Source organism: Bradyrhizobium sp. WSM1253 (assembly GCF_000244935.1).
Lineage (GTDB): Bacteria > Pseudomonadota > Alphaproteobacteria > Rhizobiales > Xanthobacteraceae > Bradyrhizobium > Bradyrhizobium canariense.
On sequence record NZ_JH600073.1, the window covers coordinates 6,453,221 to 6,479,560 of the forward strand.

A 26,340-nucleotide genomic window follows, 5' to 3' on the forward strand; every position below is an offset into this window, starting at 1 on the left:
CATGGGCGTCGTCAATCATTTGCCCACGCGGCGCGAGCTTCTGGTCGGGTCCGGCGCGCTGTTCGCGTGGAGCCAGATGCCTGGGATCGCGCGCGCCGAAGGGCGCGATCCGCGACTGCTGGTCATCGTGCTGCGCGGAGCGCTCGACGGCCTCGGCGCGGTTGCGCCGGTCGGCGATCCCGACTGGATTTCCTTGCGCGGCGATCGTGCGCTGGTGCTGGACGGCAAGCCGCCAGCGCTGCCGCTCGATGCCTTCTTCGCGCTCAATCCGGCGATGCCGAACCTGCATCGGCTCTACAAGAGCGGCAAGGCTGCCATCGTCCATGCCACCGCGACGCCCTATCGCGAGCGTTCGCATTTCGACGGCCAGGACGTGCTGGAAAGCGGGCTCGTCAAGCCCGGCATGACCAGCTCGGGATGGCTCAACCGCGCGCTGCTCGCGCTGGAATCCGGCGGGCGTGTCGACCCGCGCGGCAGCCGCGCGCTCGGCATCGGCTCCGTGACGCCGCTGGTGGTGCGCGGTTCGGCGCCTGTCATGACATGGGTGCCGCAGCGATTGTTGCCGGCGAGCGAGGACACGCAGAACCGCCTGCTCGATCTCTACCAGCACACCGATCCGAAGCTTGCGACCGTGCTCCAGGCCCGCATGAAGCTCGCTTCGCTCGGCGGCGCATCGGGCACGGGCGATCCGATGTCTGACGATCCGACCTTGGCGCCGCCCGGCATCGCGCGCGTCCGCGCCTACTTCGCCGAAGCCGCCGGCACGGCCGCGCGCTATCTCGCCAAGCCCGACGGTCCGCGCGTCGGCGCCATGGGCTTCGTCGGCTGGGATACGCACATCGCCGAGGGCGCGGCCTCGGGCCAGCTCTACAATCTGCTCGGTGCGCTCGACGGCGCCTTTGCCGCAATCGAGAGCAACATGGGCGAAGCGTGGCGCGAGACAGTCGTGGCCGTTGTCACGGAGTTCGGGCGAACCGCGCGCATCAACGGTACGCAGGGCACGGACCACGGTACGGGCACGGTCGCTTTCCTGATCGGCGGCGGGCTCACCGGTGGCCGCGTGATCGCGGACTGGCCGGGCCTGAAGCCGGCGCAACTCTTCGAGGATCGCGATCTCAAGCCGACCACGGATTTGCGCGCAGTGTTGAAGGGCCTGCTGAGGGATCATCTGCGTGTCGAGGAGAAGGTGCTCGCAGACGCCGTCTTCCCGGGCAGCGCCGACGTCAGGCCGATGGGAGGCCTCGTCGGCTGACGACGCGGCTCTCGCAACCGGATCGGGTTCATGATGTGCACGCTGACACAACGGGAGCTCGACTTTCTCGCCAGCCTGAAAACCGGCTGGCGGCGGCTCTATTGGCGCGAGCTCGCGCGACTCTCGAGGAGCGACGCCGAGCCTGGCGAGGTTCAGCCGCAGATGCGCCCGATGATCTGGCGCGTCGTATCGGGCCTCTCCGACGAGTCTGTCTCGATTCAGGACAAGCCAGTGTGGTGGAATCGTCACAGCTAAACGCGAAACGGCTGCGGCCTCAGGCGCGCTTTCGTTCCGACAAGGTTCTGCCCTCATTGCCCACCGAAACTCGGGGCCGTTCGGAGGGCGCATCATGTCTCGATTTGCACGTGCCGAAACTGCCCGGATTTCGCCGGCAACCCTGTGCCGGATCCTGCTCGCCGTCATCGGCGCGGCGTCGCTTGCGGCGTGTGCGCAATCGCCGGTCGGCCGCCAGAAGGCCGATCTCGGCACCCACCGCCAAGCCGCTGTCGAACGACCGCACAGGGTGGCGGCGCTGCATCCGCGTCCGATCAGCCGGGCGCGCGTCCCCGACGGTGATGCAAAGCAAAGCGTCTCGCACGGCGTCGCCAGCTTCTATTCGGACACGGAGACGGCAAGCGGCGAGCGGTTTGACAAGAACGAATTGACCGCGGCCCATCCCAGCCTGCCGTTCGGCACTAAGCTGCGCGTCACCGATGTCTCGTCCGGCCGGTTCGTGACCGTCAGGATCAACGATCGCGGGCCGTATGTTCGCGGACGCGTGGTCGACATCTCTCCCTCCGCGGCTGAGGCGCTCGGCATGGTCGACAAGGGTGTCACCAATGTCCGGCTCGACGTGGTGCGATAATTTGCAGTGACATCGATCCGAAATGCTGTGCTTAACCGACTGTTAGCCGCCTCCAGCGCACCATGGATACCGAGCAATTCGGGAATCCACCGAAGCAATTGGGGGCGGCGTTTGACCACGATCCAGTATCTCGAAGATCAGGCCGCACGCGCCGAGCGGCTGGCCAAACGGATCACGGATACATTGACGATCGAAAAGCTCCTGACCTTCGCGGGCGAACGCCGCCGCGAGATCGAGGTCATCGCCGGCAAGTACCGGCGCGCCTGATTTTCATCCTCCATGCACGCTCAGCTATGGCTCTCGACGAAGTCGCTGAGATAGTCGGGCAGCGTCACGCCATCGATGTCGCAGCGCGCCCGAATCTCGCCGGCGACGTCGGTCGAGATGTCCTTCATCCAGTGCTCGAGCGTGTTGAAGGAGATGACCTTGACGGGGTCGTTGAAGCAGCCGGCGACGAGTTCGCCAATCGTGGCGTCGAGATCGCTTCGCTCGACACGGATTTCGGTCGCCTTGTCGAGGCGGTCGATCACCACGAACAGGGTCTGGTCTGCGCCATAGGGCACGACCGGGGCTGGCACGCCGGCTTCAAGCATGTGAGGCACTCACGCCTTCGCTTCCGATCACCATCAACGGGAAAAACCGGAAGAAGGTTCCTGCGGTCAGCAAGCTTCTGCGAAGATCAGAGAAATTCGCGCAGGCGCGCCAGCTCGGTGATGTGCTCAGGCGAGAGGATGTCCGTGACCAGCGGCGGCTGCGCGATCGTGCGGATCTCATAGAGATGCCGGGTCGCCGCCGGCTTCGCCATGAACGCCGAGATGCATTCGTCGAGCGTGCCCTCGATCACCTGGTACGACGCTCGGTCCGACCGTCGCCGGTTCGCAAGCGATGGCCATTTATGCAGCACCGCAAGGACACCAAAATCGACCTTTGAATCCCCAACTACGTCCCCCATCGTCCCGCCTCACGCAAAAAGAACCCCGGCACACGATCCTGCGTACCGGGGCCTACACCCATTACTGCATCTCAATGCCACAGCACCAAACGCGATGACGGGGAAATAGTTCCCGGCCAATGTTCGCTTTCAGCTCGCGGCCGCGGCGATTCTATGCCCTGGGCCGGTGTGACTGTGGCTGGTCTCATCGCCGCGACCAACTTCGGGCGGAAGCCCGGCGAAGCGCCGCAAGGCCTCGGCCATCTGCACCCGGCCGGAGACCCCGGTGATCACCACGTCCACCATGGTGAACGACGAATGGAAATGGCCGCGCGCCCTAAGTTGCTCGACCGGGACGCCGGCGGCAGCCATTTTCTCGGCATAGGCGATGCCTTCGTCACGCAGGGGGTCGAATTCGCAGGTGACGACGAAGGCCGGCGGCAACCCTGAGACCTTGCCGCGGAGCGGCGAGACGCGCGGATCGGTGCGGTCGGCCGGCGAGCAATAGAGGTCCCAGAACCAGTACATTAGCGACCGGGTCAGGAAATAGCCGGTCGCATTGTCGTTGTAGGAGGGGCGGTCGAAGCTGCAGTCGGTGACCGGGCAGATCAGGAGCTGACCCGCGATATCAGGGCCGCCGCGATCGCGCGCAAGCTGGCAGGTGACGGCGGCGATGTTGCCGCCGGCGCTCCAGCCCGCGACCAGCACCGGGCCCGGCCTGCCGCCGAGCTCGGCGGCGTGCTCCGCGATCCAGCGCGTCGCCGCGTAGCCGTCTTCGGCCGCGGCCGGGAAACGATGCTCGGGCGCATGACGATAGCCGACGCTGACGAGCATCATGCCGGTCCGCCGCACCATGTCGCGGCAGAACGGCTCGTCGGATTGCTCGTCGCCGAGCACCCAGCCGCCGCCGTGGAAATAGACCACGACCGGATGCGGCCCCGGTGTTGCCGGCCGGTACACCCGGTAGGGCAGCGGGCCGTCGGCGCCGGGCAGGGTGCCGTCGACGATCTCGCCGATCGGCCGTCCAGCCGGGCGGCCCTTGTTGAACTCGTCGACGAAGGCGCGAGCGCCGAGCGCGCCCATCGACTCTATCGGCGGCAGGTTGAGCGACGCCAGCAGGTTCAGCACCAGCCGCACATCTGGCTGGAGGCGCACCACCTCGCCGTCATTGCATTGCGCGGCGACATCGGGGCCGGTCAGCTTGAAGCCGAGCATGCCCCGGCTGACGACCTCGTCGCAGATGCTGCGATAGGGACCGACACCGCCGGTATAGGGCATCAGCCCCTGCACCTTGCCGGGAACGTTGGCGCCGGTGTACCAGGTGTTGGCGAGCCGGTGCAGCGTCACCATCGAGCAGTCGGCCATGTGCCTGCCCCAGCCGGCCTGCGCCGTCGCGGTCGGCTCGATCGTGGTGAAGCCGGCGTCGCGCAATGCTGCGAGACGATCGACCACCCAGTCGACATGCTGTTCGATCGACACTGCCATGTTCGACAGCACCGACGGGCTGCCGGGGCCGGTGATCATGAAGAAGTTCGGGAAGCCTGCGACGGTGAGCCCGAGATAGGTCTGCGGCCCCTGCGCCCAGACATCGGTGAGCGATCTGCCGCCGCGTCCGCTGATCGGGTGCACGGCGCGGATCGCGCCGGTCATGGCGTCGAAGCCGGTCGCGAACACGATCACGTCAACGTCGACGATGCGCCTCGACGTCGTGATGCCGCTTGCGGTGATCGCCTTGATCGGTTCCTGACGCAGATTGACCAGCGTGACGTTCGGCCGGTTGTAGGTCGCGTAATAATTGGTATCGAGGCAGGGGCGTTTGGCGCCGAACGGATGATCGTCCGGCATCAGCGCCGCGGCGGTCTCGGGGTCTTTGACGGCGGCGCGGATCTTCTCGCGGATCAGGTCCTGGACGATCTTGTTGCCGTCGATGTCGACCGCTTGGTCGGCCCAGAGCTGGGTCAGGATGTGGACGAGGTCGCCGGCCGCCCAGGCGCGTTCGAACCGCTCACGACGCTCGGCATCGCTTAATTGCCAGCTCACGACCGTCTGCTGCGGATAGGGCACGCCGGCCATCGACTGGCGCGCCTGCTCGCGATAGGCCGCGCGATCGCCTTGCAGCAGGCTCATGCGATCGGAAGGCGCAGGGCCGTTATGCGCCGGTAATGCGAAATTCGGCGTGCGCTGGAACACGGTCACGTGTGCGGCCTGTTCGGCGATCAGCGGGATCGATTGGATGGCCGACGATCCCGTGCCGATCACCGCGACGCGTTTTCCCGCGAGATTGACGCCGTCATGCGGCCAGCGTCCGGTGAAATAGACCTCGCCCTTGAAGTCCTTGACGCCGTCGATCTCCGGCGGCTTCGGCGCCGAGAGGCAGCCGGTGGCCATGATGTAATGGCGGCAGGAGACCGCTGCGCCATTGTCGGTGGTGAGCTGCCAGCGTTCGGTGGCCTCGTCCCATTTCGCTTCCGTGACTTTGGTCTTGAAGCGGATGTCACGCCTGAGATCATAGCGGTCGGCGACGAAGCCGAGATAGCGCAGGATCTCCGGCTGGGTCGCGTATTTCTCCGACCAGGTCCAGGCGGTCTCGAGATCGGGATCGAAGGTGTAGCTGTAATCGATGGTCTGGATATCGCAGCGCGCGCCGGGATATCGGTTCCAGTACCAGGTGCCGCCGACGTCGCCGGCTTCTTCGAGGCCGACCGCCGTCAGGCCGGCCTTGCGCAGCCGATGGAGAAGATAGAGGCCGGCAAATCCGGCACCGACCACGGCAACATCGACCTGCTGGCTGGTTCCGCGCCCCGCGTCAGAGGCACGCGCAGCAACCATTGCATCAGGCATGGCATTTCCTCCCGTCTGTTTTGTTTTGCCGGCAGGCTATCGCTGCAGGTTCGGCTTGTCATCACGGCATGTGCAATCTTCGGTAGCCATTTGCGGCGTCATCATGGCCGCGTGAATGTTGCGGCAGCACACGCATCGCGATGCACAATGGCCGTGATTTCCCGGGCTAATCAGGGTCGATCCACCTGTGTATGCTCTTGTTTTTGCCACGCGTGCCGACGGGCGTCATGACAGAGTTGAGTGAACGGACCAAAGCGAACATGGACGTCGTCCTTGAGGAGACGTGCCGCCAACTGCCGCACGGCGGCGATCACGACAGCCGCAGGTTCATCGCCCAGCGGCTGATCGAGGCAGCGCAGTCCGGTCACACCACGCTCGGTGAACTCGGCATCATCGCACGGCACGCACTGGCGGAGCTTGCGGCCAAGCGGAGCTAGGCGCAGCCGCGGCGCTTGCCTCGCAGCGGGCCACGGACATAACCTGCCCAAAATCCTTCCGCGCATCGAGATGCTCCGAAGATGCGGTCCGTGTTCGCGCTGTTTGCGACGTCTCTCGTCCTCTGTTGCGCCGGCTCGGCCGTGGCCCAGCCGGTCGGCCAATTTCCATTTGCGCTGACGCGCGAAGGACAGATGCTTGGCGCCGTCGAAGGCGAGATAGCCTCGTTCAAGGGGCTGGCCTATGCGGCCGCGCCGATCGGGCCGCTGCGCTGGCGTCCGCCGCAGGCCGCGCCCGAGAGTTCGGAGATGCGCACCGCCTATGCCTATGGCGCGCCGTGTCTTCAGCCCTCGCTGCCGGGTTCGAGCGAGGATTGCCTGACGCTGAACGTGTTCCGTCCGTTTGGGGTCGACGGCCCGCTGCCGGTGATGATGTTCATCCACGACGGCGCTTTCGTCAGCGGCACCGCGAATGATCCGCTGTTCGATGGTGCCAGGCTCGCGCAAGCCGGCGTCATCGTGGTGACCGTGAATTTTCGCCTCGGCGCGTTCGGCTGGCTCAGCGATCCCGCGCTGTCGGAAGGCGGCTCCGGTAATTACGGCCTGATGGACCAGATCGCGGCGCTGCATTGGGTGCACGACAACATCGCGGCCTTCGGCGGCGATCCCGCCAACGTCACCTTGTTCGGCAGTGGCGCAGGCGCGACCTCGATCGCGCTGCTGATGCTGTCTGAGCAATCGCGCGATCTCTTCCAGAGAGCCATTCTGCAATCGATCCCCGGCCGTGCGCGCCTGCGTTCGGCACAAGAGGCCGAGATTGTGGGTCGGCAATTCATGGCGGCGCTGGGGCGACAGGCCGACTTGCGCGCAGCCGAGCCGCGACGCCTGCTTGCCGTCGAAAAACATCTCCTGGAAAAATCACCGCGCAGCTTTGGGCCGACGATCGATGGAAGTCTGGTGAGCGAGGATGTCGCCGCGGGCTTCGCGGCCGGACATGAGAGCCGCATTCCCTTGATCATCGGCTCGAACGACGACGAGACCGGTTTCGACGACGAGCTGGATATCCGGGAAGAGCTGGCATCGTCAGGCACCACCAGCGATGAGCTGCGCAGGCTCTATTCCGACCTCGCCAGATCTTCCAGCCGCGCGGCAAGGTTTTACACCGACAAGATCTTCTCCGAGCCGGTGAGACTGCTGGCGCGCCTGCACGCCGCCAGCGGTGCGCCCACCTTTCGCTATCGCTTCGCCTATGTGCCGGAGGCACGGCGCGCCAACCCCGAGGGCGGTCACGGGCGGGAATTGCAGTTCATCTTCGGCGTGGAAGGCATGCCGGGTGCGGGCATCCTGTCACGAGCCGATCGCGAGGTCGCAAATCGCATGCGTGCCTACTGGATCAATTTCGCCAAGAGCGGCGATCCCAACGGTGCGGACCTGCCCCATTGGGACGCGGCCGCAGGCAGCGATCGCCTGCTGCTGATCACGAACGATCGCATCGCGAGCGGAGACGACCCCTGGTCGGAGCGCCTGGACCGGTTCGGGCGTTAGGGCAGGTTGAGTTGGATTTAAGCCGCGAGTTCGACGCGCGGCGCCGGGCTCAGCCGGTCTTCCTCCAGATAATCCATCGCGCCGTCTTTCTCGACGGCATAGAATTGCTGGCCTTCCTTCGACTTGTAGGCGGCGCGAACGACGCCGCGGCGGCCCTTGTCGCTGTTGACCACGTCCCCCAACGCAAACTTCTTCATTTCACGTCCCTGGCTGCTGGCCGACTCCTTCGGCTACCCCCCGGATTCTGGGCGAAAAATCGTTAACGTCTTGCTAACCATACGGGTTTGCCTATGCTCGCGGCCGATCGCGCGGGCAGCTCGCACGCGCGTTGCCAATGAAACGAGCCTTCGCTCATGGTGCGATTTCCGACCTTCTTCCTGTCGCATGGCGGCGGTCCCTGGCCGTTCATGGAAGACAGGCGGGTGCAATATGCGAAAACCGCCGGGGCGTTCGGCCAGCTGCCGCAGCTCTTGCCGGAGAGGCCGAAGGCCGTGCTCGTCATATCAGGACATTGGGAGGCTGACGCCTTCACCGTGTCCACCTCGGCGCATCCGCCGATGGTGTACGATTATCACGGTTTTCCCGAGCACACCTACCACCTCAAATATCCGGCGCCGGGGCGGCCCGAGCTCGCCGCCGAGGTGAAGGCGCTGCTCATGCGCGCGGGCGTCGATTGCCGGGAGGATCCCAACCAGGGCTTCGATCACGGCACCTTCGTGCCGCTCGGGCTGATGTATCCGAACGCCGACATGCCGATCGTGCTGCTGTCGCTGAGATCGACTTACGATCCGGCCGAGCACATCAGGGTGGGCCAGGCCATCACTTCGCTGCGGGACGAAGGCATTCTGATCGTCGGCAGCGGGCTGACCTATCACAACATGCGCGGGTTCGGCCGTGCCGAGTCGAAGCCGGTCTCGTATGATTTCGAGGCGTATCTGAACGAGGCGATCAGCCACAAGGACGCGGCGCGCCGCAACGCGATGCTGGTTGACTGGGAGAATGCACCGAGCGCGCGCCTGGCCCATCCGCGCGAAGATCATCTGCTGCCGCTGATGGTAGCCGCCGGCGCCGCCGGCAGCGACGCGGGCAAGCGCGTCTTCGTCGACGAGGTCGCGAATGTCGCGATGGCGTCGTATGTGTTCGGATGAATCGTAGGGTGGATTAGCGAAGCGTAATCCACCATCGGGCCGCAATGAAGGCGGCGGATTACGCCTTCGGCCAATCCGCCCTACGCAGCTTCGAGCTCACCCGTATTTCAGCTTCATGAACAGGATGCCGCCGGCGAGCACGATGGTGATGGCGTTTGCGGCGACGAGGGGCGCGTCGCCCGACAGCAGGCCGTAGACGAGCCAGAGCGCCAGCCCCAGCACCATGACCAGGAACATGCCGAGCGAAATATCGCCGGTGGAGCGGGTCTTCCACACTTTGATGGCTTGCGGCGCGTAGGCCACGGTGGTGCAGGTCGCGGCGGCAAAGCCGATCAGCTTGATCAAGAACGGGTCCATGACGGCTCTATAGCATTGATTCGACGATGTCGTGCCTCAGGCGCGCGCGGTCATGAGGCCGCGATAGAGCGCGGCATAGTCACCGGCGCGGTTGCGCCAGGACACGTCGGTCGCAAGGCCGCTCAGTTGCAGGCGGCGCCAGGTCAGCTTGTCGTGGAAGGCGATGTTGGCCTTGCGCAGCGTGCCGGCGAGAGCATCCGCAGTCACAGGACCGAACTTGAAGCCGGTGGCGTCCTGGCCCGATTTATCGGCCTCGCCGATATCGACGATGGTATCCTCGAGGCCGCCGACGCGCGAAACGATGGGCACGGCGCCGTAGCGCAACGCGCAGAGTTGGGTCAGGCCGCACGGCTCGAACCGCGAGGGCACGATGAGCGCGTCCGCGCCGGCCTGGATCAGATGCGCCATGATCTCGTCGTAGCCGATCACGACTCCGATCCGGCCAGGGTGCGCGCGCGCAACGGCCTGATAGCGATCCTGGAGATCGCGGTCGCCGCTGCCGAGCAGCGCGAGCTGCATGCCTTCGCGCAAAATGGTCGGGATGGCCTCGAGCAGGAGATCGAGCCCCTTCTGCCAGGACAGGCGGCTGATGACGCCGAGCAATGGCGCTTCGTCCGAGGAATCCAGATTGAACTGTTGCTGAAGCACCGCCTTGTTGGCGGCCCGGAACGTGAGGTCCTCCGCGCCGAAGCGGTAGGCGATGTGCGGATCTTCTTGCGGATTCCAAACGGATACATCGATGCCGTTGAGGATTCCGCTCAGCACGTTGGCGCGGGCGCGAAGCAGGCCGCCGAACCCCATGCCGCCCTCGTCGGTCTGGATCTCCTGCGCATAGGTCGGCGAGACCGTGGTGATGCGATCGGCGAATTGCAGGCCGGCCTTCAAAAAACTAATGCCGCCGAAATATTCGAGGTCGTTGACGCCATAGGCGCGCCAGGGCAGGCCAATCGAACCGATCAGCTCGGGCGCGAACTTGCCCTGATAGGCCATGTTGTGGATGGTCATCACGGTGGCGGGCCGCGGCCGATTGTCGTAGTGCAGATAGGCCGGCGCCAGCCCGGCCTGCCAATCGTGGGCATGCACCACGTCGGGCACGAAGGCAGGAACGAGGCCGTGGCCGATATCGGCCGCGATGCGCGACAGCGCGGCGAACCGCACGCCATTGTCCGCCCAGTCGACGCCTTCGACCGTCACGTAGGGGTTGCCAGGCCGTGCGTAGAGATGCGGCACGTCGAGCACGAACAGATCGAGGCCGTCATGCGAGCCGGCGAGCAGACGTCCGGGTCCGCCGAAATAATCCGGCCAGCGCCGGATTTCGTCGGCTCCGCCCAGCACCCGCATCACGTCCGGATAGCCCGGCATCAGCGTGCGCATCTCGACGCCATGCGCCTTGAGCGCAATCGGCAGCGCGCCCGCGACATCGGCGAGGCCGCCGGTCTTGACGATGGGATAAACTTCAGAGGCGACCGCGAGGACGCGAACAGGCGTCATGTATTGAGCCTGTCGAGCATCGGCTGGGTGATGAGCGAAATGCCCTGCTCGGTGGTGCGGAAGCGTCTTGCGTCCAATTCGGGATCTTCGCCGACGACGAGCCCTTCCGGGATCTCGACGCCGCGATCGATCACGACGTTCTTCAGGCGCGCGCCGCGACCGACATTGACGTAGGGCATGATCACGGCGTTCTCGACATTGGCGTAGGAGTTGACGCGCACGCCGGTGAACAGCAGTGAGCGCCGCAGCGAGGCGCCGGAAATGATGCAGCCTCCCGAGACCAGCGAGCTCACGGCCTGGCCGCGCCGGCTCTCCTCGTCGTGGACGAATTTTGCCGGTGGTGTGATCTCCGAATAGGACCAGATCGGCCAGGCGCTGTCGAACAAATCGAGCTCGGGCACTACGTCGGTAAGGTCGATATTGGCGGCCCAATAGGCGTCGACGGTGCCGACATCGCGCCAATAGGCGCGGGGGTCGCTGCCGGAGCGGACGCAGGAGGTCGAGTACTGGTGCGCCATGGCGCGGCCGTTCTTGACGAGGTAGGGGATGATGTCCCTGCCGAAATCGTGGTTGGAATTCGGATCCTCGGCGTCGCGCTTGAGCTCCTCGAACAGAAATTTCGCGTCGAACACGTAGATGCCCATGCTGGCGAGCGAGACGTCCGGCTTGCCGGGCATCGGCGGCGGATCTTTCGGCTTTTCCAGGAACTCTTTGATCCATCCGTTCTCGTCGATATGCATGATGCCGAAGCCGGAAGATTCCTGGCGCGGCATCTCCAGGCACCCGACGGTGACGTCGGCGCCGCTGTCGACATGCTGGCGCAGCATCACCTCGTAGTCCATTTTATAGATATGGTCGCCGGCGAGCACGACGATGAAGCGGCAGGCATGGGATTCGATGATGTCGATGTTCTGGTAGACCGCATCGGCCGTGCCGACGTACCACATGTTTTCGGAGACGCGCTGGCTCGCCGGGAGGATATCGAAGCTCTCGTTGCGCTCGGGGCGGAAGAAGTTCCAGCCCATCTGAAGGTGCCGGATCAGGCTGTGCGCCTTGTACTGGGTGGCGACGGCGATGCGGCGGATGCCCGAGTTCACCGCGTTTGAAAGCGCGAAATCGATGATGCGGGATTTTCCGCCGAAATAGACCGCGGGCTTGGCGCGCCGATCGGTCAGCTCCAGCAGCCGGCTGCCGCGTCCGCCGGCCAGGACGAACGCCAGCGCCTGACGGGCAAGCGGCTCGGGTCTCGCGGCACTCATGTCATTCTCCCACAACTCTGGCGCTCGCGAGAAGCCTCCCGGCCGCGCTCATTTGGAACCGATAGTAACGGCACGAATAGTAAATCGGGAAGGTGGTTGTTGGTTGCGAATGCGCCGGAAGCTTAATGCTTTGCCGCGGTGATCGGGCCCCAGGCACCGTCTTGCCGGTGTCACACGCGGTGAGGTTGTCGAGCCCGTCGGGACCCGGTTGATCAGAATGGAGGCATGCGTCTTGTGCGGTGCACGCAAAACTCGAGGCTTTGACCTCGCGCCAGGATGCCCGAGGATGGCGCTGCGATCCATGTCCAAGCCAAACGTCAGAAAGGAGTAAGACGATGAGGATCTGGAAAACGGCAGTCGCCTGTTCGCTCGCCGCTGCGGTCATAGCGGGAGGAATGGAGCAAGCCGCGGCGGCTCCGCTGCCCACCAATGTCGCAACCATGAAGGCCGCCGTCGGCGATGACGTCACGCAGGTGCACTGGCGCGGCCGAGGTTTTGGATGGGGTCTCGGCGGCCTTGCCGCTGGCGCGATCATCGCAGGAGCCATCGCCAGCAGCGCGCCTTACGGCTATGGCTACTATGGCGGCGGGCCCTACTACGGCGGCTACGGATATCCGGGCTATGGCTACGGTTATGGTTATGCGCCGGCCTATTACGGCTATGGTCCAGCCTATGCTTATCCGCGCTACTATCGGCCTTACCGCCCGTATTTCGGCCCTCGTTACGGCTACTACCGGCCGTATTACCGGCACTATCACCGCGCGTATTGGTGATCGATCAAACGGGCGGACCCGCTCGCCGCAGGGCGGCGACGCTGAAGAGGTTTGGGGGCTGCTGGACGCAAGCGGCCCGATCGGCTTGCGCGCGTTGAACCCGGTGATGCGGGACGACGAGCCGGCCATGCCCGCCCGCGACAATCCCGATGCAGATCGCGACGATGATCGCGATCTCGATGCACCATTCGAGCGGTCCCGAGCTCATGGCAGCGCGATCGTGTTGGCGAGATCGAACTCGGACAGGCCCGGGCCGCCGCACGCAAGGTAGATGGCGACGAGGAAGATGCGGCTGAGGACGGTGACGCCCAATATGACCCTGACGTCGTAATGGCGAATGGCCAAAGCGAGAGGCGGGATCGCCAAATGTTTTAAAATGCTCATGGCCAACTCCTTGCCAAAATTCAGGCATCGACTGCCTGTCGACTGAAATGACAGCGTGATGAAAAGGCCGTCCGACGACTTACCGGCGTCTCTGAAATGGACAGGCCGACGCTAGTACCGGCGCAGGGCGCAGGTCTTTAGCGTGCCCTTACATTTGGCTGAGCTTTGCCTTAAGATCAGGGATCATCCGGGGGTCGGAGCCGTGCGTACAGACGCGCTTGCCTTTGGTGAATTCCGCCTCGACCGGGCCAACGCGCTATTGTGGCGAGGCGGGGAGCGGATCGCGCTGGCGCCGAAGCCGTTCGAGGTTCTTTGCTATCTCGTCGGTCGGCCCGGTGAACTCGTCACCAAGGAAGAGTTGCTCGACGCAGTCTGGTCCGATCTACACGTCAGCGAGTCGAGCCTCGCCGTTGCCGTGAACGCGCTACGCTCGGTGCTCGGCGACGACAGGCAGTCCCCCAATTACATCGAGACGGTCACGCGGCGCGGCTATCGCTTCATTGCGGCGGTCGCGACCGCCGAATTGCCTGCGATCGAGCGGGCGCCCGAAGAGGAGGCGGCGTCCGTCACGGAGCAGGCTGCCGATCGACGGCGGCACTGGAGGGTCGGGCGCACGGGCGCACTCGACACGCTGGACAAGGCGTTGCAACTCGCTCGTACCGGACAGCGTCAGGTCGTCTTCATCACCGGCGAGGCCGGGATCGGCAAGACAACCCTCTTGCAGATGACGCTCGACAGGATGAACCAGCAGGGACTGGGCGTGCTGCACTGTAGTTGCAACGAGTTGTTCGGCACCCATGAGGCCTTTCTTCCGCTGATCGGAGCGCTGAACGAGTGCTGCCGTCGAACCGACGGAGCATCGCTGCTGACGTCGATCCGCGAGCACGCGCCGACCTGGCTCGCGCAAATGCCCGGATTCCTCGGAGAAGCAGACCGGGCCGCATTCCAGCATGAGGTCTTTGGCGCAACCCGGGAGCGCATGCTGCGCGAATTTGCCGATCTCATGGAACATCTCGCCGTCACGCGACCATGGGTGATCATCCTGGAAGATCTGCATTGGAGCGACTTTGCCACCGTGGATGTGCTCTCCCGGCTGGCACGGCGGGATCGGAGGGCTTCTATCCTCGTGCTGGCCACCTACCGGCCGATGGAAGTCGCCGTCGGCGGACATCCTATCCGTGCCGTTCACCAGGACTTGCGGATTCATGGACACGCCACCGAGCTCGCGCTCGATCGACTGACCGGCATCGACGTCGAACGCTATCTTTCGCTGCGCTTCAACTCGGCCGATTTCGCCAGAGAGCTGGTCGAGCGCATCTTCGCGCGAACCGGCGGGCATCCTCTGTTCGTGTCGTCTCTGCTCGATCATCTCGTGGCGCAAGGCGCGCTGGTCGAGCACGAATTGGGCTGGCGGCTGGTCAGCGAAGACGCGGCCTCGCATGACAGCATGCCGCGCGATCTGGAAGGAATGATCAAGCAGCAGATCGATCACCTCACCGTGGACGAGCGCTGCCTGCTCGAGGTCGCCAGTGCGGCGGGAGCGGAGTTTTCCGCGCTCCATATCGCCGGTGCGCTGGACCGTCCCGTGCTGGATGTCGAGCAGATGTGCGAGGACCTGGCACGGACCGATCGCATTATCGTCGTGGCTGGCATGACCGAGTGGCCGAACGGAGGTGTCTCCGGTCGCTATGCGTTCCAGCACGCGCTGTACCAGGAGATCCTCTACCAGCGGCTCGCGCCGGCGCGCCGCACGAAAACCCATGCGCTGCTTGGGGCGGGGCTCGAGCAGGGCTACGGGCCGCAGGCTGCGGAGATCGCCGCGATTGTCGCGCGCCACTTCGAACTGGGCCGCGATTTCCCGAAGGCGATGCATTATCTGGGCGCGGCGGCCGAGGGCTCGGCGCGAAGGTTCAGCACACGCGAGGCCGCCAATTACCTGTCCCGCGCTTTGGAGCTGGTGCCGCATCTGCCGCCGGAGGTTCGGGTAACGACACGTCTGAAGTTGCTGCTTCAGCGCGCCTGGGCCTGGCGGGCCAGTGGAGATTTCCTGAATTCCCTGCAGGATCTCAGCGCAGTCGTCGCGCACGCGGCGGAGAACGGGCACGTGCGCGAAGAGGTGAACGCACTGGTCGATCTCAGCAGATTTTGTCTCTACGTCGATCGACGCCAGAGCCTGCCTGTTGCGGAACAGGCTCTTGTCAAGAGCAGGGCGATCGACGACGCCGCATTCAGTGCTCTGGTCCAGGGGAACGTTGCCAATTTGAAGCTGATGCTCCGCGGCTGGGATCGCGAGAATGCGGACCTTGCCGAGCATGCATCAGCACTGATCACCGGAGAGCAGGATCTGAGCATGCGGCTGCGACGCTGCTCGATGGAGATGGTGCTGGAATTCCTGCGCGCGAATTACCCGGCCTGCTGCGATGCGACGACCCGGGGAAAGGAGCTCGCCCGCCTGGTCGGTGACGTCTATCTGTTCGTCCTCTATGAATCGGTCGAGGCGTTTGCCCAGATTTATCTCGGTGAATGGGGACGGGCGCAACGAAACGTCGTCTCCGCGTTGGCTATCTCGGAGCGGAATGCAAATCCGCAGGCCGTCGCGCTGTGTCATCTCACGATCGGATGGCTGTATTCCGAGGCGGAGGAATATGGCAGCGCGTCACGGCGTGCGGAGGATGCGCTCGGCCCGATGATCGAGGCCAATCCGTTCACCTTCTTCGTCGGCAGGAACCTGCTGGCGCGAGCTTATGTCAGGATGGGCGACCTGCCTCGGGCGCGGCAGCATCTCGATGCGATGGAGCGGCGAATGGAGGTCGACCGGGTGCCGATGGAGTCGCTGGTCATCCCCCACTATCTGCTGACTTGCTGCGACTATTGGATCGCGATTGGCGATCTGGACCGCGCCCAGAGCTCGGCCAACCAATTTCACGAGGTGACGAGCGCGGCACCCGACCGGCCGTTTCTCGCGCTGTGCTACGAGGCCATGGCGAGAATTGCGATCGTGAAGCAGGATACGCAACTCGCCGGCGGGCATTTGGCGGCGGCCACTTCGATTCTCCGCCATGCCAGGTTACCGCACGCCGCCTGGCGGGTTTATCGCACGACTGCGGTGGTCTATGAGAGCCTCGGACAAGCGCAAAGGGCTGCCAAGTGGCGGGACCGCTCCAGCCAGGTGATCGCATCGCTGGCAGAGACGCTTGATCCCGGCGATCCGCTGCGGTCGGCGTCATTTTTCGACGCAGGCCGGGACACCGGGCCTCATCATGAGGGACGGTGATCGGCTCAATCCGGCAGGTCCGCGATCTCTCGCGGTTCGCCGGGCCGTTGCTTGACCTTGAATTGATTTTGCTGCTGCCGCAGCGTGCGGGAGGCACTGTAGGCATCCCTGCGCAACCGCATGATCGAGCCGAGCGGCTGATGCGCGGCGAGACATCGCCATGGGTCGAACGAAAGCACCTCGTCGGAATAGACGCGACGCGCGGGGCTGTCGGCGGTCTGGCGCGGAAGCGTGATCTTGCCGAGTGCTTGCGGCGGCGCGACGTCTTCGGGCCAGTCGATCGAAGCATCTTCGATCGGTGTTCGCTCCGGGTCGGTGCAGAGCTGGGCAAATAATTCGTACTCGGCCGCATTGTCCTTGAAGAAGGCAACGACGCTGTTCAGCACGGCATCATCGGAATCGTGGCAGGGCTGGCCGGTGAGTTGGCGAACCGAGGCCGAGATCGGCACCAGGCGAAGCCTTGCGATATAGTCGCCAAACCGCAATGCTCCCTCCGTGTGAAAGGTTTCTCCGAGGATGTTGCTGCCGGCATCACCGAGCGCTTTCAAGACGATCGGGATCGGAATGCCTGTTCTGTCCGATGCGGCGACCAGCACGCGCGCGAGAAAGCCTATGGGTACGTACGCCAGATCAGGCAGGAACAGGGTGCGCTCGACGTTGTGCTGTGCGCGCATATAGGCCATCGCATCCGCGAAATAGCTGGGGTGATTGACGAGCAGAAGATCCTGGTTCGTCGAATCGTCGTCGCCGAGCGCCTTGGCCCCAGTCACGCCCAAGACCTTGATGGCAAACCCCCGCGGCGAGCGTACGCGATCGCTCCTGTTGAATGCGGTGGAGAGGCGGACGATGATCGGGAAGTGGCCAGCCTGCTTGAACAGGCCCTGGCGCAGATGATCCGGCAAATCCTCGTAGACGATCAGCTCGCCCCGGAGATAGCCGGCGCCCTTGGCGTGCTGCTGTCGGGTTCCGTGCTTGTCTTTGTGAAAAGTGCGATCGCTCGTTCGCGAAATCGAGGCAACGATCTCCTCGACGGCCGCCGCTTCCTCCGGCCGGATTTGTTCGACGGACGGATCGTAACGAAGATACTGATCGGCTGACATGGCGCTGATCTCCAGCCCGAAGGTCGCCTTCCCATTGCAAGCGTCGACGGCCGCAGGGTGAATGCCACTGTAAGCCCGTCCGGTCGGGATCGGCAACCCGAGAGCGAGTTGTGATTGCCTGGACAAGCCGGGGATGAGGCATCCTGTTACCGACGCGATCACACGGTCGATGCTAGGCCAGCGGCGTCTCGTAAGTCCTTATGGGCTCCTTATGTTGTCCTGATCTTTTCCTTAAGGCCTGGCCGGCATCTAAAGCGACAGCCATACGATCAAGCTCATGCAGGCGAAATGCGCGAGCACGATCGCGGCGAGATGCAGCGGGCCTGCGTTGAGACGAAGCCCGGGCATCCCGCCGGCTCCGTCTAGTTCGATCCCGCGGCCGCAGCAGTGAAGCTGCGGTCGACGGCTTTGCTCACGTCGAGCTTTTTCGGCAGGATGCCATAGCGCGTCGAGCGGTCGGAGGCCTCCTGCACCTCCTTCACGACGTTCTCGTCGATCGGAATCGGGCTGGTGCGCTGCGCGGTATAGGCCGAGAGCAGCACGTCCTCCGGCAGCCTGGTCAGCTCGGCCGTGCTCTTGGCATATTCGCCGAGATGATCCAGCGACCACAGCCGCGCCTTGTTCAGCCGCTGCACCAGGTCCTGCACCGCCGTGCGCTTGGTGGCGATGGCGTTGTCGGAGGCGACGATGAATGTGATGGTCGGCGTCAGGCCCTCACCATCGGCGATCACGCGGGCCTTGTCTTTCAAAGTGGCGAACGAGACGTAGGGCTCCCACACCGCCCAGGCGTCGATCGAGCCCGCGACCAACGCGATCTTGGCGTCGACCGGACCGAGCGGCGCGAAGGTCGCATCCTCCAGCTTGATCTGCGCCTTCTCCAGCGTGGCGTCGATCAGGAACTGGCCCCAGCCGCCGCGCGTGCCGGCGAGGCGCTTTCCCTTGAGGTCGGCGGCCGATTTGATCGGCGAATCCTGGCGTACGAGAATGGCTTGCGTCTTGGCATCCGACCTGGTGCCGCCGATCGCCTTGAGCGGGGCGCCGGCCGCATAGACCGAAAGGAAGGAGAGATCGCCGGTGTAGCCAACGTCGAGCGCGCCGGCGTTGAGCGCCTCGAGGATCGGCGCGGCCGCGGGGAATTCCGACCACTCGATCTTGTAAGGCAGATCCTTTGCGTAGCCCGAGAACTCGAGCAGCGAACGATTGCCGCCCTTCTGATCGCCGACGCGCAGGACGATTGCGTCGGCCGCGAACGAGGCCGCGGCAGTCGACAGGGTGATGGCAGCGGCAAGCAGCGATGCAGCGAGCCGACGCGTGACGGAATGATCGAGGGAGTTGATGCTCATGTGGCCTGTCTGTTGCTTTGCTCACGACGCGTGAGCGAACGATGCAGCGAGACGATCAAGTCTATGGTTGTGCGATGCCCAGTCAATGAAATGGCCAACCGTATTGCGCGCGCGATCGGCAAGGACGTTCCAGAGGGGCGCTGATTTCGAGAACGTGCGGTATGCGCTGTGCAAGAATGAAGCAGGAGAGGGAGTAGCCCCGCACTCCTTCAACCGATGCATCGGTGGAAATCCTTTCATCGTCCCCGCAGGTGCCGATGGAGAGAATGACTTCGCCTCGCGCTACATTCGAAATTCCATTTCATTGACGACACGGCGAACGCGCCGCATGATTTGCGCATCGCATCAAGGCGGCGCAGCAGGCGCCGGCGAAAAGATTTTCTCTCGACGCAGCTCCGCATGGAACAGGCGCAACGCAAGCCGTTGTGCCGATGGCGGAGCCGTGCAAGTGCAGGAGTGGAAACGGATGAACGACGACGACAAGCACGGCGGATCGAGGCTCGACCGGCGCCATTTGCTCCAGGCGGGGTTAGCTGCGGCCTTCGCCGCGCCGCTCGGCGCCTTCGGTGCGGCACAGGCATTTGCGCCACGGGCAATCGCGCCCGGCGTCGATCTCTCGGAGTTTCCGCTGTGCCGGACCGCGTCGGATGCGCCCGCGCTCACCGGTGCGCCGCGCAAGCTGAAACTGTCCTGGAACGCCGGCGCGGTCTGTCTCGCCCCGGTCCCGGTCGCCATCGAGCACGGCTTCTTCCAGAAGCATAATCTCGACATCGAGCTCATCAACTATTCCGGTTCGACCGACCAGTTGCTCGAGGCCATCGCGACCGGCAAGAGCGATGCCGGTCTCGGCATGGCGCTGCGCTGGCTGAAACCGCTGGAGCAGGGCTTTGACGTCAAGATCGCCGCCGGCACCCATGGCGGCTGCATGCGCGTGCTGACGCGCGCCGATTCCAGCGTGAACAAGCTCGCTGATCTCAAGGGCAGGATCGTCGCGGTCGGCGATCTCGGCGGTCCTGACAAGAATTTCTTCTCCATTCAGCTCGCCAAGCTAGGCATCGATCCGAACAAGGATGTCGACTGGCGCGCCTATCCCGGCAACCTTCTCAACGTCGCCGTCGAGAAGGGCGAGGTGCAGGCCTTCCTGTCGTCCGACCCGCTGGGTTATCTCTGGCTCAAGGACACCCAGTACAAGGAGGTCGCCTCCAATCTCGACGGCGAATATCGCGACAAGAGCTGCTGCATTCTCGGCCTGCGCGGCAGCCTGGTGCGCGAGGAGCCGCAGGTCGCGCGCGCCCTGACGCAGGCGCTGCTCGATGCCGCGATGTTCACTGCGCAGAATCCATCCGTGACGGCGAAATCGTTCCAGCCTTACGCGCCGAAGACGGCGTCGCTCGCGGATATCGAAGGCATGGTGCGCTACCATACCCATCATCATCATCCCGTCGGCGAAGTCTTGAAGCGCGAGCTCAAGGCCTATGCCGACGATCTCAAGAGCGTGCAGGTGTTCAAGCAGAGCACGGACACGGCCAGATTCGCGGAGCGCATCTATGTCGACGTATTCGCTGTCTGACGGCCTTGCTTCCGGCGCGCCGCGTCTCTCGCGCGCACCGTGGCTTGCGAGCTGGATCCGGGAATCCGGTGCCGGCATTCTCGCGAGTATGGCGTGGATTGCCTTCGGCCTGTCCTGCCTGTGGTGGGAGGACGTGGGCGACTGGTCGCGGACCCACTCGCTCGGCATTGCCGCGTTTGTCATCGCGGCCATCGCGCTGTTCGGGACCGTCGGCGCCGACTACCTCGGCTCGGCGGGCCGCGCCTTACGCCAGCGCGCGCCATGGCTCGTCGTGCTCGGCGTTGTCCTGACCCTGTGGGAAGTCGCGACGGCGAAATTCGCCTGGCTGCCGTTGCCGTTCTTCCCGCCGCCGCAGTCGATCATCGAGGTCTACACCGACGATCTGCCAAAACTGCTCGACAGCGTGTTCGCCTCGGTCAAGCTCCAACTGGGCGGTTATCTGATCGGCGCGACGGTCGGGTTCCTGACCGGCGTCTCGATCGGCTGGTCGCGCGCGGTCGGCTATTGGGTGCATCCGGTGCTGCGGTTCATTGGCCCGCTGCCGGCGACCGCGTGGCTGCCGATCGCCTTTTTCACTTTCCCATCGAGCTGGAGCGCGTCGACCTTTTTGATCGCGCTCGCAACCGGCTTCCCGGTCACCGTGCTGACCTGGTCGGGTGTCGCGAGTGTGAGCAACGCCTATTACGACGTTGCGCGCACGCTCGGGGCGAAGCCGTCCTTCCTGGTGCTGAAGGTCGCGATTCCCGCGGCATTGCCGCACGTTTTCGTCGGCCTGTTCATGGGGCTCGGCTCGTCCTTTGCCGTGCTCGTCGTTGCCGAGATGATCGGCGTCAAGGCCGGGCTCGGCTGGTACCTGCAATGGGCGCAGGGCTGGGCCGCCTACGCCAACATGTATGCGGCGCTGATCGTGATGTCGCTGCTCTGCTCCGGCGCGATCACGCTGCTGTTTTCGATCCGCGATCGCCTGCTGGTCTGGCAGAAGGGGACCGTCAAATGGTAGCCGCGACTGCACTGACTGAGATCGACGCTCACCCGGCCGCCGGCGCCGCGCTCGACATCGAGCAGGTCAGCCACGCCTTCGACATCGACGGCGCCGAGCTGCCAGTGCTCAGCGACGTCAGCATCTCCGTCGAGCCGGGCGAGTTCGTTGCGCTGCTCGGTCCCTCCGGCTGCGGCAAGTCCACGCTGCTGCGCCTCGTCGCAGGCCTCGACAAGCCCAAATCCGGAACGCTCCGCGAGGACGAGGCGCGCATCACGCGACCGCACCCGTCGCGCGTTGTCGTGTTCCAGGATCCGACATTGTTTCCCTGGCGCACGGTCTGGGACAACGTCGCGCTGGGGCTGGAGGCACAGGGCATCTTGAAGAGCCAGCGTCATCGCGTCGATGCCGCGCTCGATCTCGTGGGGCTGTCGTCCTTCCGCAATGCCTATCCGCACCAGCTCTCGGGCGGCATGGCGCAGCGCGTCGCGCTGGCCCGCGCGCTGGTCAACGATCCCAAAATCCTCATTCTCGACGAGCCGCTCGGCAAGCTCGACTCGCTGACCCGCATCACCATGCAGGCCGAGCTGGTCTCGCTGTGGCAGCGCAAGGGCTTTACCACGCTGCTGGTGACGCATGACGCCGAGGAGGCGCTGGTGCTCGCCAATCGCGTCATCGTGTTCAGCGACCGCCCGGCGCGTGTGAAGGCCGACATCCGCGTCGACCGGCCGTATCCGCGCCATCGCGGCGATCCGTATCTGGCCGATTTACGCCGCCAGATTCTCGGCCTGCTCGGATTGGACGCGACATGGTGAGTTCGATCGCCAAGGGGCGCGCGGCCCATCACGAGCCCGACTACATCGCACGTGCCGAGGTGCTGGCCGAGGCTTTCGCCGCGCGGGCGGCCGAGCACGACCGCACCGGCAGCTTCCCGTTCGAGAACTTTCGCGAGCTGTCCGAGGCGGGCCTGCTGTCGCTGACGGTGCCTGCGGCCCATGGCGGGGCCGGAGCGGGCGCGCGATATGCCGCACGCGTCCTCGGCATCGTCGGCAAGGCCGATCCGTCGACCGCGCTGGTGCTGTCGATGCACTACATCAACCATCTGGTGATGGCACGGAGCCCGACCTGGCCGGCGCGGCTGTCGCGCAAGCTTGCGCGCGAGAGCGTCGAAGGCCTTTCGCTCGTCAACGCGCTCCGCGTCGAGCCCGAACTGGGTTCGCCCGCGCGCGGCGGCCTGCCCGCGACCATTGCACGTCGCACCGAGACCGGCTGGCGGCTCTCGGGGCACAAGATCTATTCGACGGGATCGCCGATCCTGAAATGGTATCTGGTCTGGGCGCGCACGGACGAAGCCGAGCCGCGCGTCGGACAGTTCCTGGTGCCGGCGGGCCTGCCGGGCACGCGCATCGTCGAGACATGGGATCATCACGGCTTGCGGGCCAGCGGCAGCCACGACGTCATCTTCGAGGACGTCGTGATTCCTCTCGATGCGGAGATCGACGTGCGCAAGCCGGCCGACTGGCGCGTACCCGATGTCGCGCAGGCGACCGTGCACACGATCTTCGTCGCCGCGATCTATGATGGCGTTGCGCGGGCTACACGTGACTGGCTAGTCGCGTTCCTGAAGCAGCGCGCGCCCGCCAGCCTGGGCGCGCCGCTTGCGACCCTGCCGCGGGCGCAGGAGATCCTCGGCGCGATCGAGGCTCGGCTCGCCGTCAATGCGCGGCTGATCGCATCCTTCGCCGGTGATTTCGATGACGGTGTCGCGCTTTCCGCGGCCGAGTCCAACGTCATCAAGCTGACCGTGACCAACAACGCCGTCGCCGCGGTCGAGGATGCCTTGTCGCTGACCGGCAATCACGGCCTGTCCCGCGCCAATCCGCTGGAGCGGCACTATCGCGACGTCCTGTGCGGCCGCGTGCACACGCCGCAGGACGATTCCACGCGCACCGGCCTCGGCCGTGCCGCATTGGGCTTCTAGCCTTCCGCCAAACATTCAGGGAGAACATCATGTCGATTGAGTTCATCGGCTTTATCGCCAACAGCAATGCTTCCGAGATCATCGTGCGCCAGGGTCCGGTGCTCGATCCCGCCTATATCGAGACGGTGGCGAAGGCGCATGAGCTCGCGGGTTTCGACCGCGCGCTGCTGGCGTTCCATTCGACTACGCCCGATGCGCTCCAGGTCGCTCAGCATGTGCTAACGATCACCAAGTCGTTGAAAGTGATGATTGCGCAGCGACCGGGCTTTACCGCGCCGACGCTGCTCGCGCGGCAGCTGGCGACGCTCGACCAACTCTATGGAGGCCGCGTCTCGCTGCACGTCATCACCGGCGGCAATGCAGCCGAGCTGAGGCAAGACGGCAACACGCTCGACGACAAGGACGAGCGTTACGCTCGCACCGGCGAGTTTCTCGATGTGGTGCGGCTGGAATGGACCAGCGAGAAGCCGTTCAACTACAGCGGCAAGTACTACAACGTCGAGAACGGTTTTTCGCAGGTGAAGCCGCTGCAGAAGGCCGGCATCTACACCTTCGTCGGCGGTGGCTCCGACGCGGCGATCGACGTCGCAGGCAAGCATGCAGACACGTTTGCCCTGTGGGGCGAATCCTATGCGCAGGTGCGCGACGTCACCTCGCGCGTTCACAATGCGGCCGTCAGGCGGGGCCGTCCGACGCCGCGCTTCAGCCTCTCGGTGCGGCCGATCATCGCTCCGACCGAAAAGCAGGCCTGGGAAAAGGCGGAAGAGATTCTTGCGCGCGCCACCGCGCTCCAGGACAAGACCGGCTATCGCAAGCCCGCCGACGGCCATGCCACGGCTGGCGCGCGGCGGCTGCTCTCGCTCGCCGACCAGGGCAGCCGCATCGACAAGCGGCTGTGGACCGAGATCGCAAAGCTCACGGGCGCCAACAGCAACACGACCGCGCTGGTCGGCACGCCGGAGCAGGTGGCCGAGGTCTTCGGCGACTATTACGACCTCGGCGTCAGCCATTTCCTGATCCGTGGCTTCGATCCGCTTCCCGATGCGATCGAATATGGCCGCGAGCTGATTCCGCTGACGCGCGAGCTGATCGCCAAGCGCCAGGCTGTTCGCGGCGAGGCGGCGGAATGATCCGTCTCATGCTGGCCGGCGCGAAAATGTTCGGCTGGTCGCGGACGAGCAGAGCGCAATCGACCTCTACCTTCACTGGGGTCTGATCAAGCAGAAGCTCGAGGCGGCCGAGATCGCTACTGCGCAGAGCCGGGACCCATGCCGCACAGATGCTCCCGGTGAGATAGGCCCCGGCTCAGCAGCGTACCACTGCGTGATGCGCTGCGTCCGGGGCACGAGATCTCACAAGGCTCTCAAGCATCCGTGAGGCGGGCAGAGCGCATTCCAACCCGGCCGGATTTCGCGAAACGTTCGTTCTGCGTTTCATGCCAGCGACAACACCCGCATTGCTATTTGCACCAACTCCCTTGCAGCACGCACCCTCCCGTCAAAAATCATCCGGACGACCACATCGGGAGACCGGCCATGGGCCTGCAAGAAACAAAAATCGAATCGCTTCCCTTCGTCACTGCCGAACTCAACTATCTCGCGCCGGTTTCCGGCAAGCCGCGCACCTATGCCTTCGATCCGCCGCCTGGCGAGCCCAAGAGCACGTCGTTGCCGGAGCCGCATCAGGTCCCGATCTTCGATGCGCGACTGATCGCGCAAAATTTCTCGCTCGACCGCGAAGGCTTTGCGCTGGTGCGGCATCCAACCCGAGTGAAGGACTTCAGCAACGACGAAGAGGTGAGGGCGGTCTACTATCCCGCCGTCGAGGCCTTCCTGCGCGCAACGCTGAAAGCCGACCGCGTCGTCATCTTCGACCACACCGTGCGCAGGCGCGTCGAGGGCGCCGCGGATATTCGCGACGGCGGACCGCGGCAGCCGGCAACGCGCGTCCACGTCGACCAGACCGCCGTCTCAGGCGCCAACCGCGTGCGCGAACATCTGCCCGATGAGGCCGAGGAGTTGCTGAAAGGCCGCGTCCAGGTGATCAATTTGTGGCGGCCGATCCGTGGTCCCTTGCGCGACTCGCCGCTGGCGATGGCCGACGGTACGACGGTCGCGCCCGACGATCTCGTTGCCTCCGATCTGATCTATCCCAACCGCCGCGGCGAGACTTACTCGGTGAAATACAATCCGAACCATCGCTGGTTCTATTTCCCCGAGATGACGGCGGACGAAGCGCTGCTGCTCAAGTGCTACGATTCCGCAACCGATGGCCGCACCCGCTTCGGGCCGCACACCGCGTTCGTCGATCCGACCACGCCGGCCGACGCGGCGCCGCGTGAGAGCATCGAAGTCCGCACGCTGGTCTTTCACAAATAGTAACAATGTGTGATGGCGCCGCCGGGCGTAGCCCGGTGGCGGCCCAGGAACCCACGGGAACCAACAAACGTTGCTGCGCGGGGCAGGGCCAACCGGGAGCGGTGCCGTGCGAGCGCAGACCACGCTGTTTTCTTGCCTTGCTACTTTTTCGCTTTCTGCAGTTTCCTTCGCCCAGGCCGAAAGCGGGCTTGCCTCCTATTACGGATACGGAAAAGCCGGGAAAGGTGAGTTGACCTGCGCGCACCGGACGCGCCCGTTCGGAAGCGTGCTGAGGGTGTCCTACGGCAGCCGCTCGATTCAATGCCGCGTCAACGATCGCGGCCCCTTCATCCGCGGTCGGATCGTCGATCTCTCCGTCCCTGCCGCCAAGGCGCTGGGCATGATGAGTGCCGGCGTGGTGCGGGTCTCGGTGGAATAGACCTGCCAGCGCGTTAT

26 protein-coding genes are annotated in these 26,340 nt (G+C 64.7%); 16 read left to right on the top strand and 10 right to left on the bottom strand.

Annotated elements, in window-relative coordinates; all coding sequences use genetic code 11:
* Position 1: 1 nt before the first annotated feature.
* The 4 genes from BRA1253DRAFT_RS31435 to BRA1253DRAFT_RS44670 all read left to right on the top strand — a co-directional run bounded on the left by BRA1253DRAFT_RS31435 (position 2) and on the right by BRA1253DRAFT_RS44670 (position 2,384).
* A complete protein-coding gene (locus BRA1253DRAFT_RS31435) occupies positions 2-1,252 on the top strand; it encodes a DUF1501 domain-containing protein (protein WP_007601049.1) in 1,251 nt (416 codons plus the stop codon).
* Positions 1,253-1,282: 30 nt separating this feature from the next.
* A complete protein-coding gene (locus tag BRA1253DRAFT_RS31440; RefSeq protein ID WP_007601051.1) occupies positions 1,283-1,507 on the top strand; it encodes a hypothetical protein in 225 nt (74 codons plus the stop codon).
* 94 nt (positions 1,508-1,601) lie between these two features.
* Entirely contained in the window at positions 1,602-2,117 is a 516-nt protein-coding gene (locus BRA1253DRAFT_RS31445; RefSeq protein WP_007601053.1) for a septal ring lytic transglycosylase RlpA family protein, read from the top strand.
* A gap of 111 nt (positions 2,118-2,228) precedes the next feature.
* Positions 2,229-2,384 (top strand): hypothetical protein, encoded by a 156-nt coding sequence (locus tag BRA1253DRAFT_RS44670; RefSeq protein ID WP_198288273.1) that lies wholly within the window; start codon positions 2,229-2,231, stop codon positions 2,382-2,384.
* 20 nt (positions 2,385-2,404) lie between these two features.
* Here BRA1253DRAFT_RS44670 and BRA1253DRAFT_RS44675 read toward each other — a convergent pair whose 3' ends face one another.
* From BRA1253DRAFT_RS44675 to BRA1253DRAFT_RS31460, 3 genes are all read right to left on the bottom strand, one after another.
* Positions 2,405-2,710, bottom strand: coding sequence for a hypothetical protein (locus tag BRA1253DRAFT_RS44675; RefSeq protein ID WP_007601056.1), 306 nt, complete (start codon positions 2,708-2,710; stop codon positions 2,405-2,407).
* A gap of 86 nt (positions 2,711-2,796) precedes the next feature.
* Positions 2,797-3,069, bottom strand: coding sequence for a hypothetical protein (locus tag BRA1253DRAFT_RS31455; protein WP_007601058.1), 273 nt, complete (start codon positions 3,067-3,069; stop codon positions 2,797-2,799).
* Between the two features lie 129 nt (positions 3,070-3,198).
* The gene (locus BRA1253DRAFT_RS31460) at positions 3,199-5,889 is read right to left on the bottom strand and encodes an alpha/beta hydrolase fold domain-containing protein (RefSeq protein WP_007601060.1); all 2,691 of its coding nucleotides are present in this window, start codon (positions 5,887-5,889) and stop codon (positions 3,199-3,201) included.
* Positions 5,890-6,149: 260 nt separating this feature from the next.
* Here BRA1253DRAFT_RS31460 and BRA1253DRAFT_RS31465 point away from each other — a divergent pair, with 260 nt between their 5' ends.
* Positions 6,150-6,326 carry a hypothetical protein gene (locus BRA1253DRAFT_RS31465; RefSeq protein WP_245286002.1) on the top strand — a complete coding sequence of 59 codons (177 nt, stop codon included), beginning with the start codon at positions 6,150-6,152 and terminating at the stop codon, positions 6,324-6,326.
* A gap of 81 nt (positions 6,327-6,407) precedes the next feature.
* Positions 6,408-7,868, top strand: a complete 1,461-nt coding sequence (locus BRA1253DRAFT_RS31470; RefSeq protein WP_007601068.1) for a carboxylesterase/lipase family protein — start codon at positions 6,408-6,410, stop codon at positions 7,866-7,868.
* 17 nt (positions 7,869-7,885) lie between these two features.
* Here the strand turns inward: BRA1253DRAFT_RS31470 and BRA1253DRAFT_RS31475 are convergent, their stop codons facing one another.
* Positions 7,886-8,065, bottom strand: coding sequence for a hypothetical protein (locus BRA1253DRAFT_RS31475; RefSeq protein WP_007601069.1), 180 nt, complete (start codon positions 8,063-8,065; stop codon positions 7,886-7,888).
* A gap of 156 nt (positions 8,066-8,221) precedes the next feature.
* Here BRA1253DRAFT_RS31475 and BRA1253DRAFT_RS31480 point away from each other — a divergent pair, with 156 nt between their 5' ends.
* The gene (locus tag BRA1253DRAFT_RS31480; protein ID WP_007601070.1) at positions 8,222-9,016 is read left to right on the top strand and encodes a class III extradiol ring-cleavage dioxygenase; all 795 of its coding nucleotides are present in this window, start codon (positions 8,222-8,224) and stop codon (positions 9,014-9,016) included.
* A 96-nt stretch (positions 9,017-9,112) separates the two neighbouring features.
* Here the strand turns inward: BRA1253DRAFT_RS31480 and BRA1253DRAFT_RS31485 are convergent, their stop codons facing one another.
* Genes BRA1253DRAFT_RS31485 through glgC form a run of 3 tightly spaced genes read right to left on the bottom strand, consistent with a single transcriptional unit; the run spans position 9,113 to position 12,123 of the window.
* Complete coding sequence (locus tag BRA1253DRAFT_RS31485) at positions 9,113-9,373, bottom strand: SemiSWEET transporter (protein WP_007601071.1); 261 nt, start codon at positions 9,371-9,373, stop codon at positions 9,113-9,115.
* A gap of 36 nt (positions 9,374-9,409) precedes the next feature.
* Positions 9,410-10,864, bottom strand: a complete 1,455-nt coding sequence (glgA, locus tag BRA1253DRAFT_RS31490; RefSeq protein ID WP_007601075.1) for a glycogen synthase GlgA — start codon at positions 10,862-10,864, stop codon at positions 9,410-9,412.
* On the bottom strand, positions 10,861-12,123 hold the full coding sequence (gene glgC / locus BRA1253DRAFT_RS31495) for a glucose-1-phosphate adenylyltransferase (RefSeq protein ID WP_007601076.1): 1,263 nt from the start codon (positions 12,121-12,123) through the stop codon (positions 10,861-10,863). Before glgC ends, glgA begins: the two co-directional genes overlap by 4 nt.
* 335 nt (positions 12,124-12,458) lie before the next feature.
* Between glgC and BRA1253DRAFT_RS31500 the strand changes: the two genes are divergently transcribed.
* Complete coding sequence (locus BRA1253DRAFT_RS31500) at positions 12,459-12,896, top strand: hypothetical protein (RefSeq protein ID WP_007601077.1); 438 nt, start codon at positions 12,459-12,461, stop codon at positions 12,894-12,896.
* Positions 12,897-13,100: 204 nt separating this feature from the next.
* Here BRA1253DRAFT_RS31500 and BRA1253DRAFT_RS31510 read toward each other — a convergent pair whose 3' ends face one another.
* Positions 13,101-13,280 carry a hypothetical protein gene (locus tag BRA1253DRAFT_RS31510; protein WP_007601079.1) on the bottom strand — a complete coding sequence of 60 codons (180 nt, stop codon included), beginning with the start codon at positions 13,278-13,280 and terminating at the stop codon, positions 13,101-13,103.
* Positions 13,281-13,482: 202 nt separating this feature from the next.
* Here BRA1253DRAFT_RS31510 and BRA1253DRAFT_RS31515 point away from each other — a divergent pair, with 202 nt between their 5' ends.
* The gene (locus BRA1253DRAFT_RS31515; protein ID WP_007601080.1) at positions 13,483-16,554 is read left to right on the top strand and encodes an AAA family ATPase; all 3,072 of its coding nucleotides are present in this window, start codon (positions 13,483-13,485) and stop codon (positions 16,552-16,554) included.
* Between the two features lie 5 nt (positions 16,555-16,559).
* On the opposite strand, the gene BRA1253DRAFT_RS31520 is transcribed toward BRA1253DRAFT_RS31515, so the two are convergent.
* Positions 16,560-17,654, bottom strand: coding sequence for a catalase family protein (locus tag BRA1253DRAFT_RS31520; protein ID WP_007601081.1), 1,095 nt, complete (start codon positions 17,652-17,654; stop codon positions 16,560-16,562).
* 362 nt (positions 17,655-18,016) lie between these two features.
* Complete coding sequence (locus tag BRA1253DRAFT_RS31525; RefSeq protein ID WP_007601085.1) at positions 18,017-18,997, bottom strand: ABC transporter substrate-binding protein; 981 nt, start codon at positions 18,995-18,997, stop codon at positions 18,017-18,019.
* A gap of 466 nt (positions 18,998-19,463) precedes the next feature.
* On the opposite strand from BRA1253DRAFT_RS31525, the gene BRA1253DRAFT_RS31530 reads away from it, so the two are divergent.
* The 7 genes from BRA1253DRAFT_RS31530 to BRA1253DRAFT_RS31560 all read left to right on the top strand — a co-directional run bounded on the left by BRA1253DRAFT_RS31530 (position 19,464) and on the right by BRA1253DRAFT_RS31560 (position 26,323).
* Positions 19,464-20,567 carry an ABC transporter substrate-binding protein gene (locus tag BRA1253DRAFT_RS31530; RefSeq protein WP_007601086.1) on the top strand — a complete coding sequence of 368 codons (1,104 nt, stop codon included), beginning with the start codon at positions 19,464-19,466 and terminating at the stop codon, positions 20,565-20,567.
* Positions 20,545-21,567: an ABC transporter permease gene (locus BRA1253DRAFT_RS31535; protein WP_007601088.1), complete on the top strand. Its 1,023-nt coding sequence runs from the start codon at positions 20,545-20,547 to the stop codon at positions 21,565-21,567. The genes BRA1253DRAFT_RS31530 and BRA1253DRAFT_RS31535 overlap by 23 nt, the downstream gene beginning before the upstream one ends.
* Entirely contained in the window at positions 21,561-22,361 is an 801-nt protein-coding gene (locus BRA1253DRAFT_RS31540; RefSeq protein WP_007601090.1) for an ABC transporter ATP-binding protein, read from the top strand. The genes BRA1253DRAFT_RS31535 and BRA1253DRAFT_RS31540 overlap by 7 nt, the downstream gene beginning before the upstream one ends.
* Positions 22,355-23,527, top strand: coding sequence for an acyl-CoA dehydrogenase family protein (locus BRA1253DRAFT_RS31545; RefSeq protein WP_007601092.1), 1,173 nt, complete (start codon positions 22,355-22,357; stop codon positions 23,525-23,527). Before BRA1253DRAFT_RS31540 ends, BRA1253DRAFT_RS31545 begins: the two co-directional genes overlap by 7 nt.
* A gap of 29 nt (positions 23,528-23,556) precedes the next feature.
* Positions 23,557-24,657: an LLM class flavin-dependent oxidoreductase gene (locus BRA1253DRAFT_RS31550; protein ID WP_007601093.1), complete on the top strand. Its 1,101-nt coding sequence runs from the start codon at positions 23,557-23,559 to the stop codon at positions 24,655-24,657.
* A 405-nt stretch (positions 24,658-25,062) separates the two neighbouring features.
* Positions 25,063-25,905, top strand: coding sequence for a CmcJ/NvfI family oxidoreductase (locus BRA1253DRAFT_RS31555; protein ID WP_007601094.1), 843 nt, complete (start codon positions 25,063-25,065; stop codon positions 25,903-25,905).
* A gap of 106 nt (positions 25,906-26,011) precedes the next feature.
* Positions 26,012-26,323 (top strand): septal ring lytic transglycosylase RlpA family protein, encoded by a 312-nt coding sequence (locus BRA1253DRAFT_RS31560; RefSeq protein ID WP_007601095.1) that lies wholly within the window; start codon positions 26,012-26,014, stop codon positions 26,321-26,323.
* Positions 26,324-26,340: the final 17 nt, after the last annotated feature.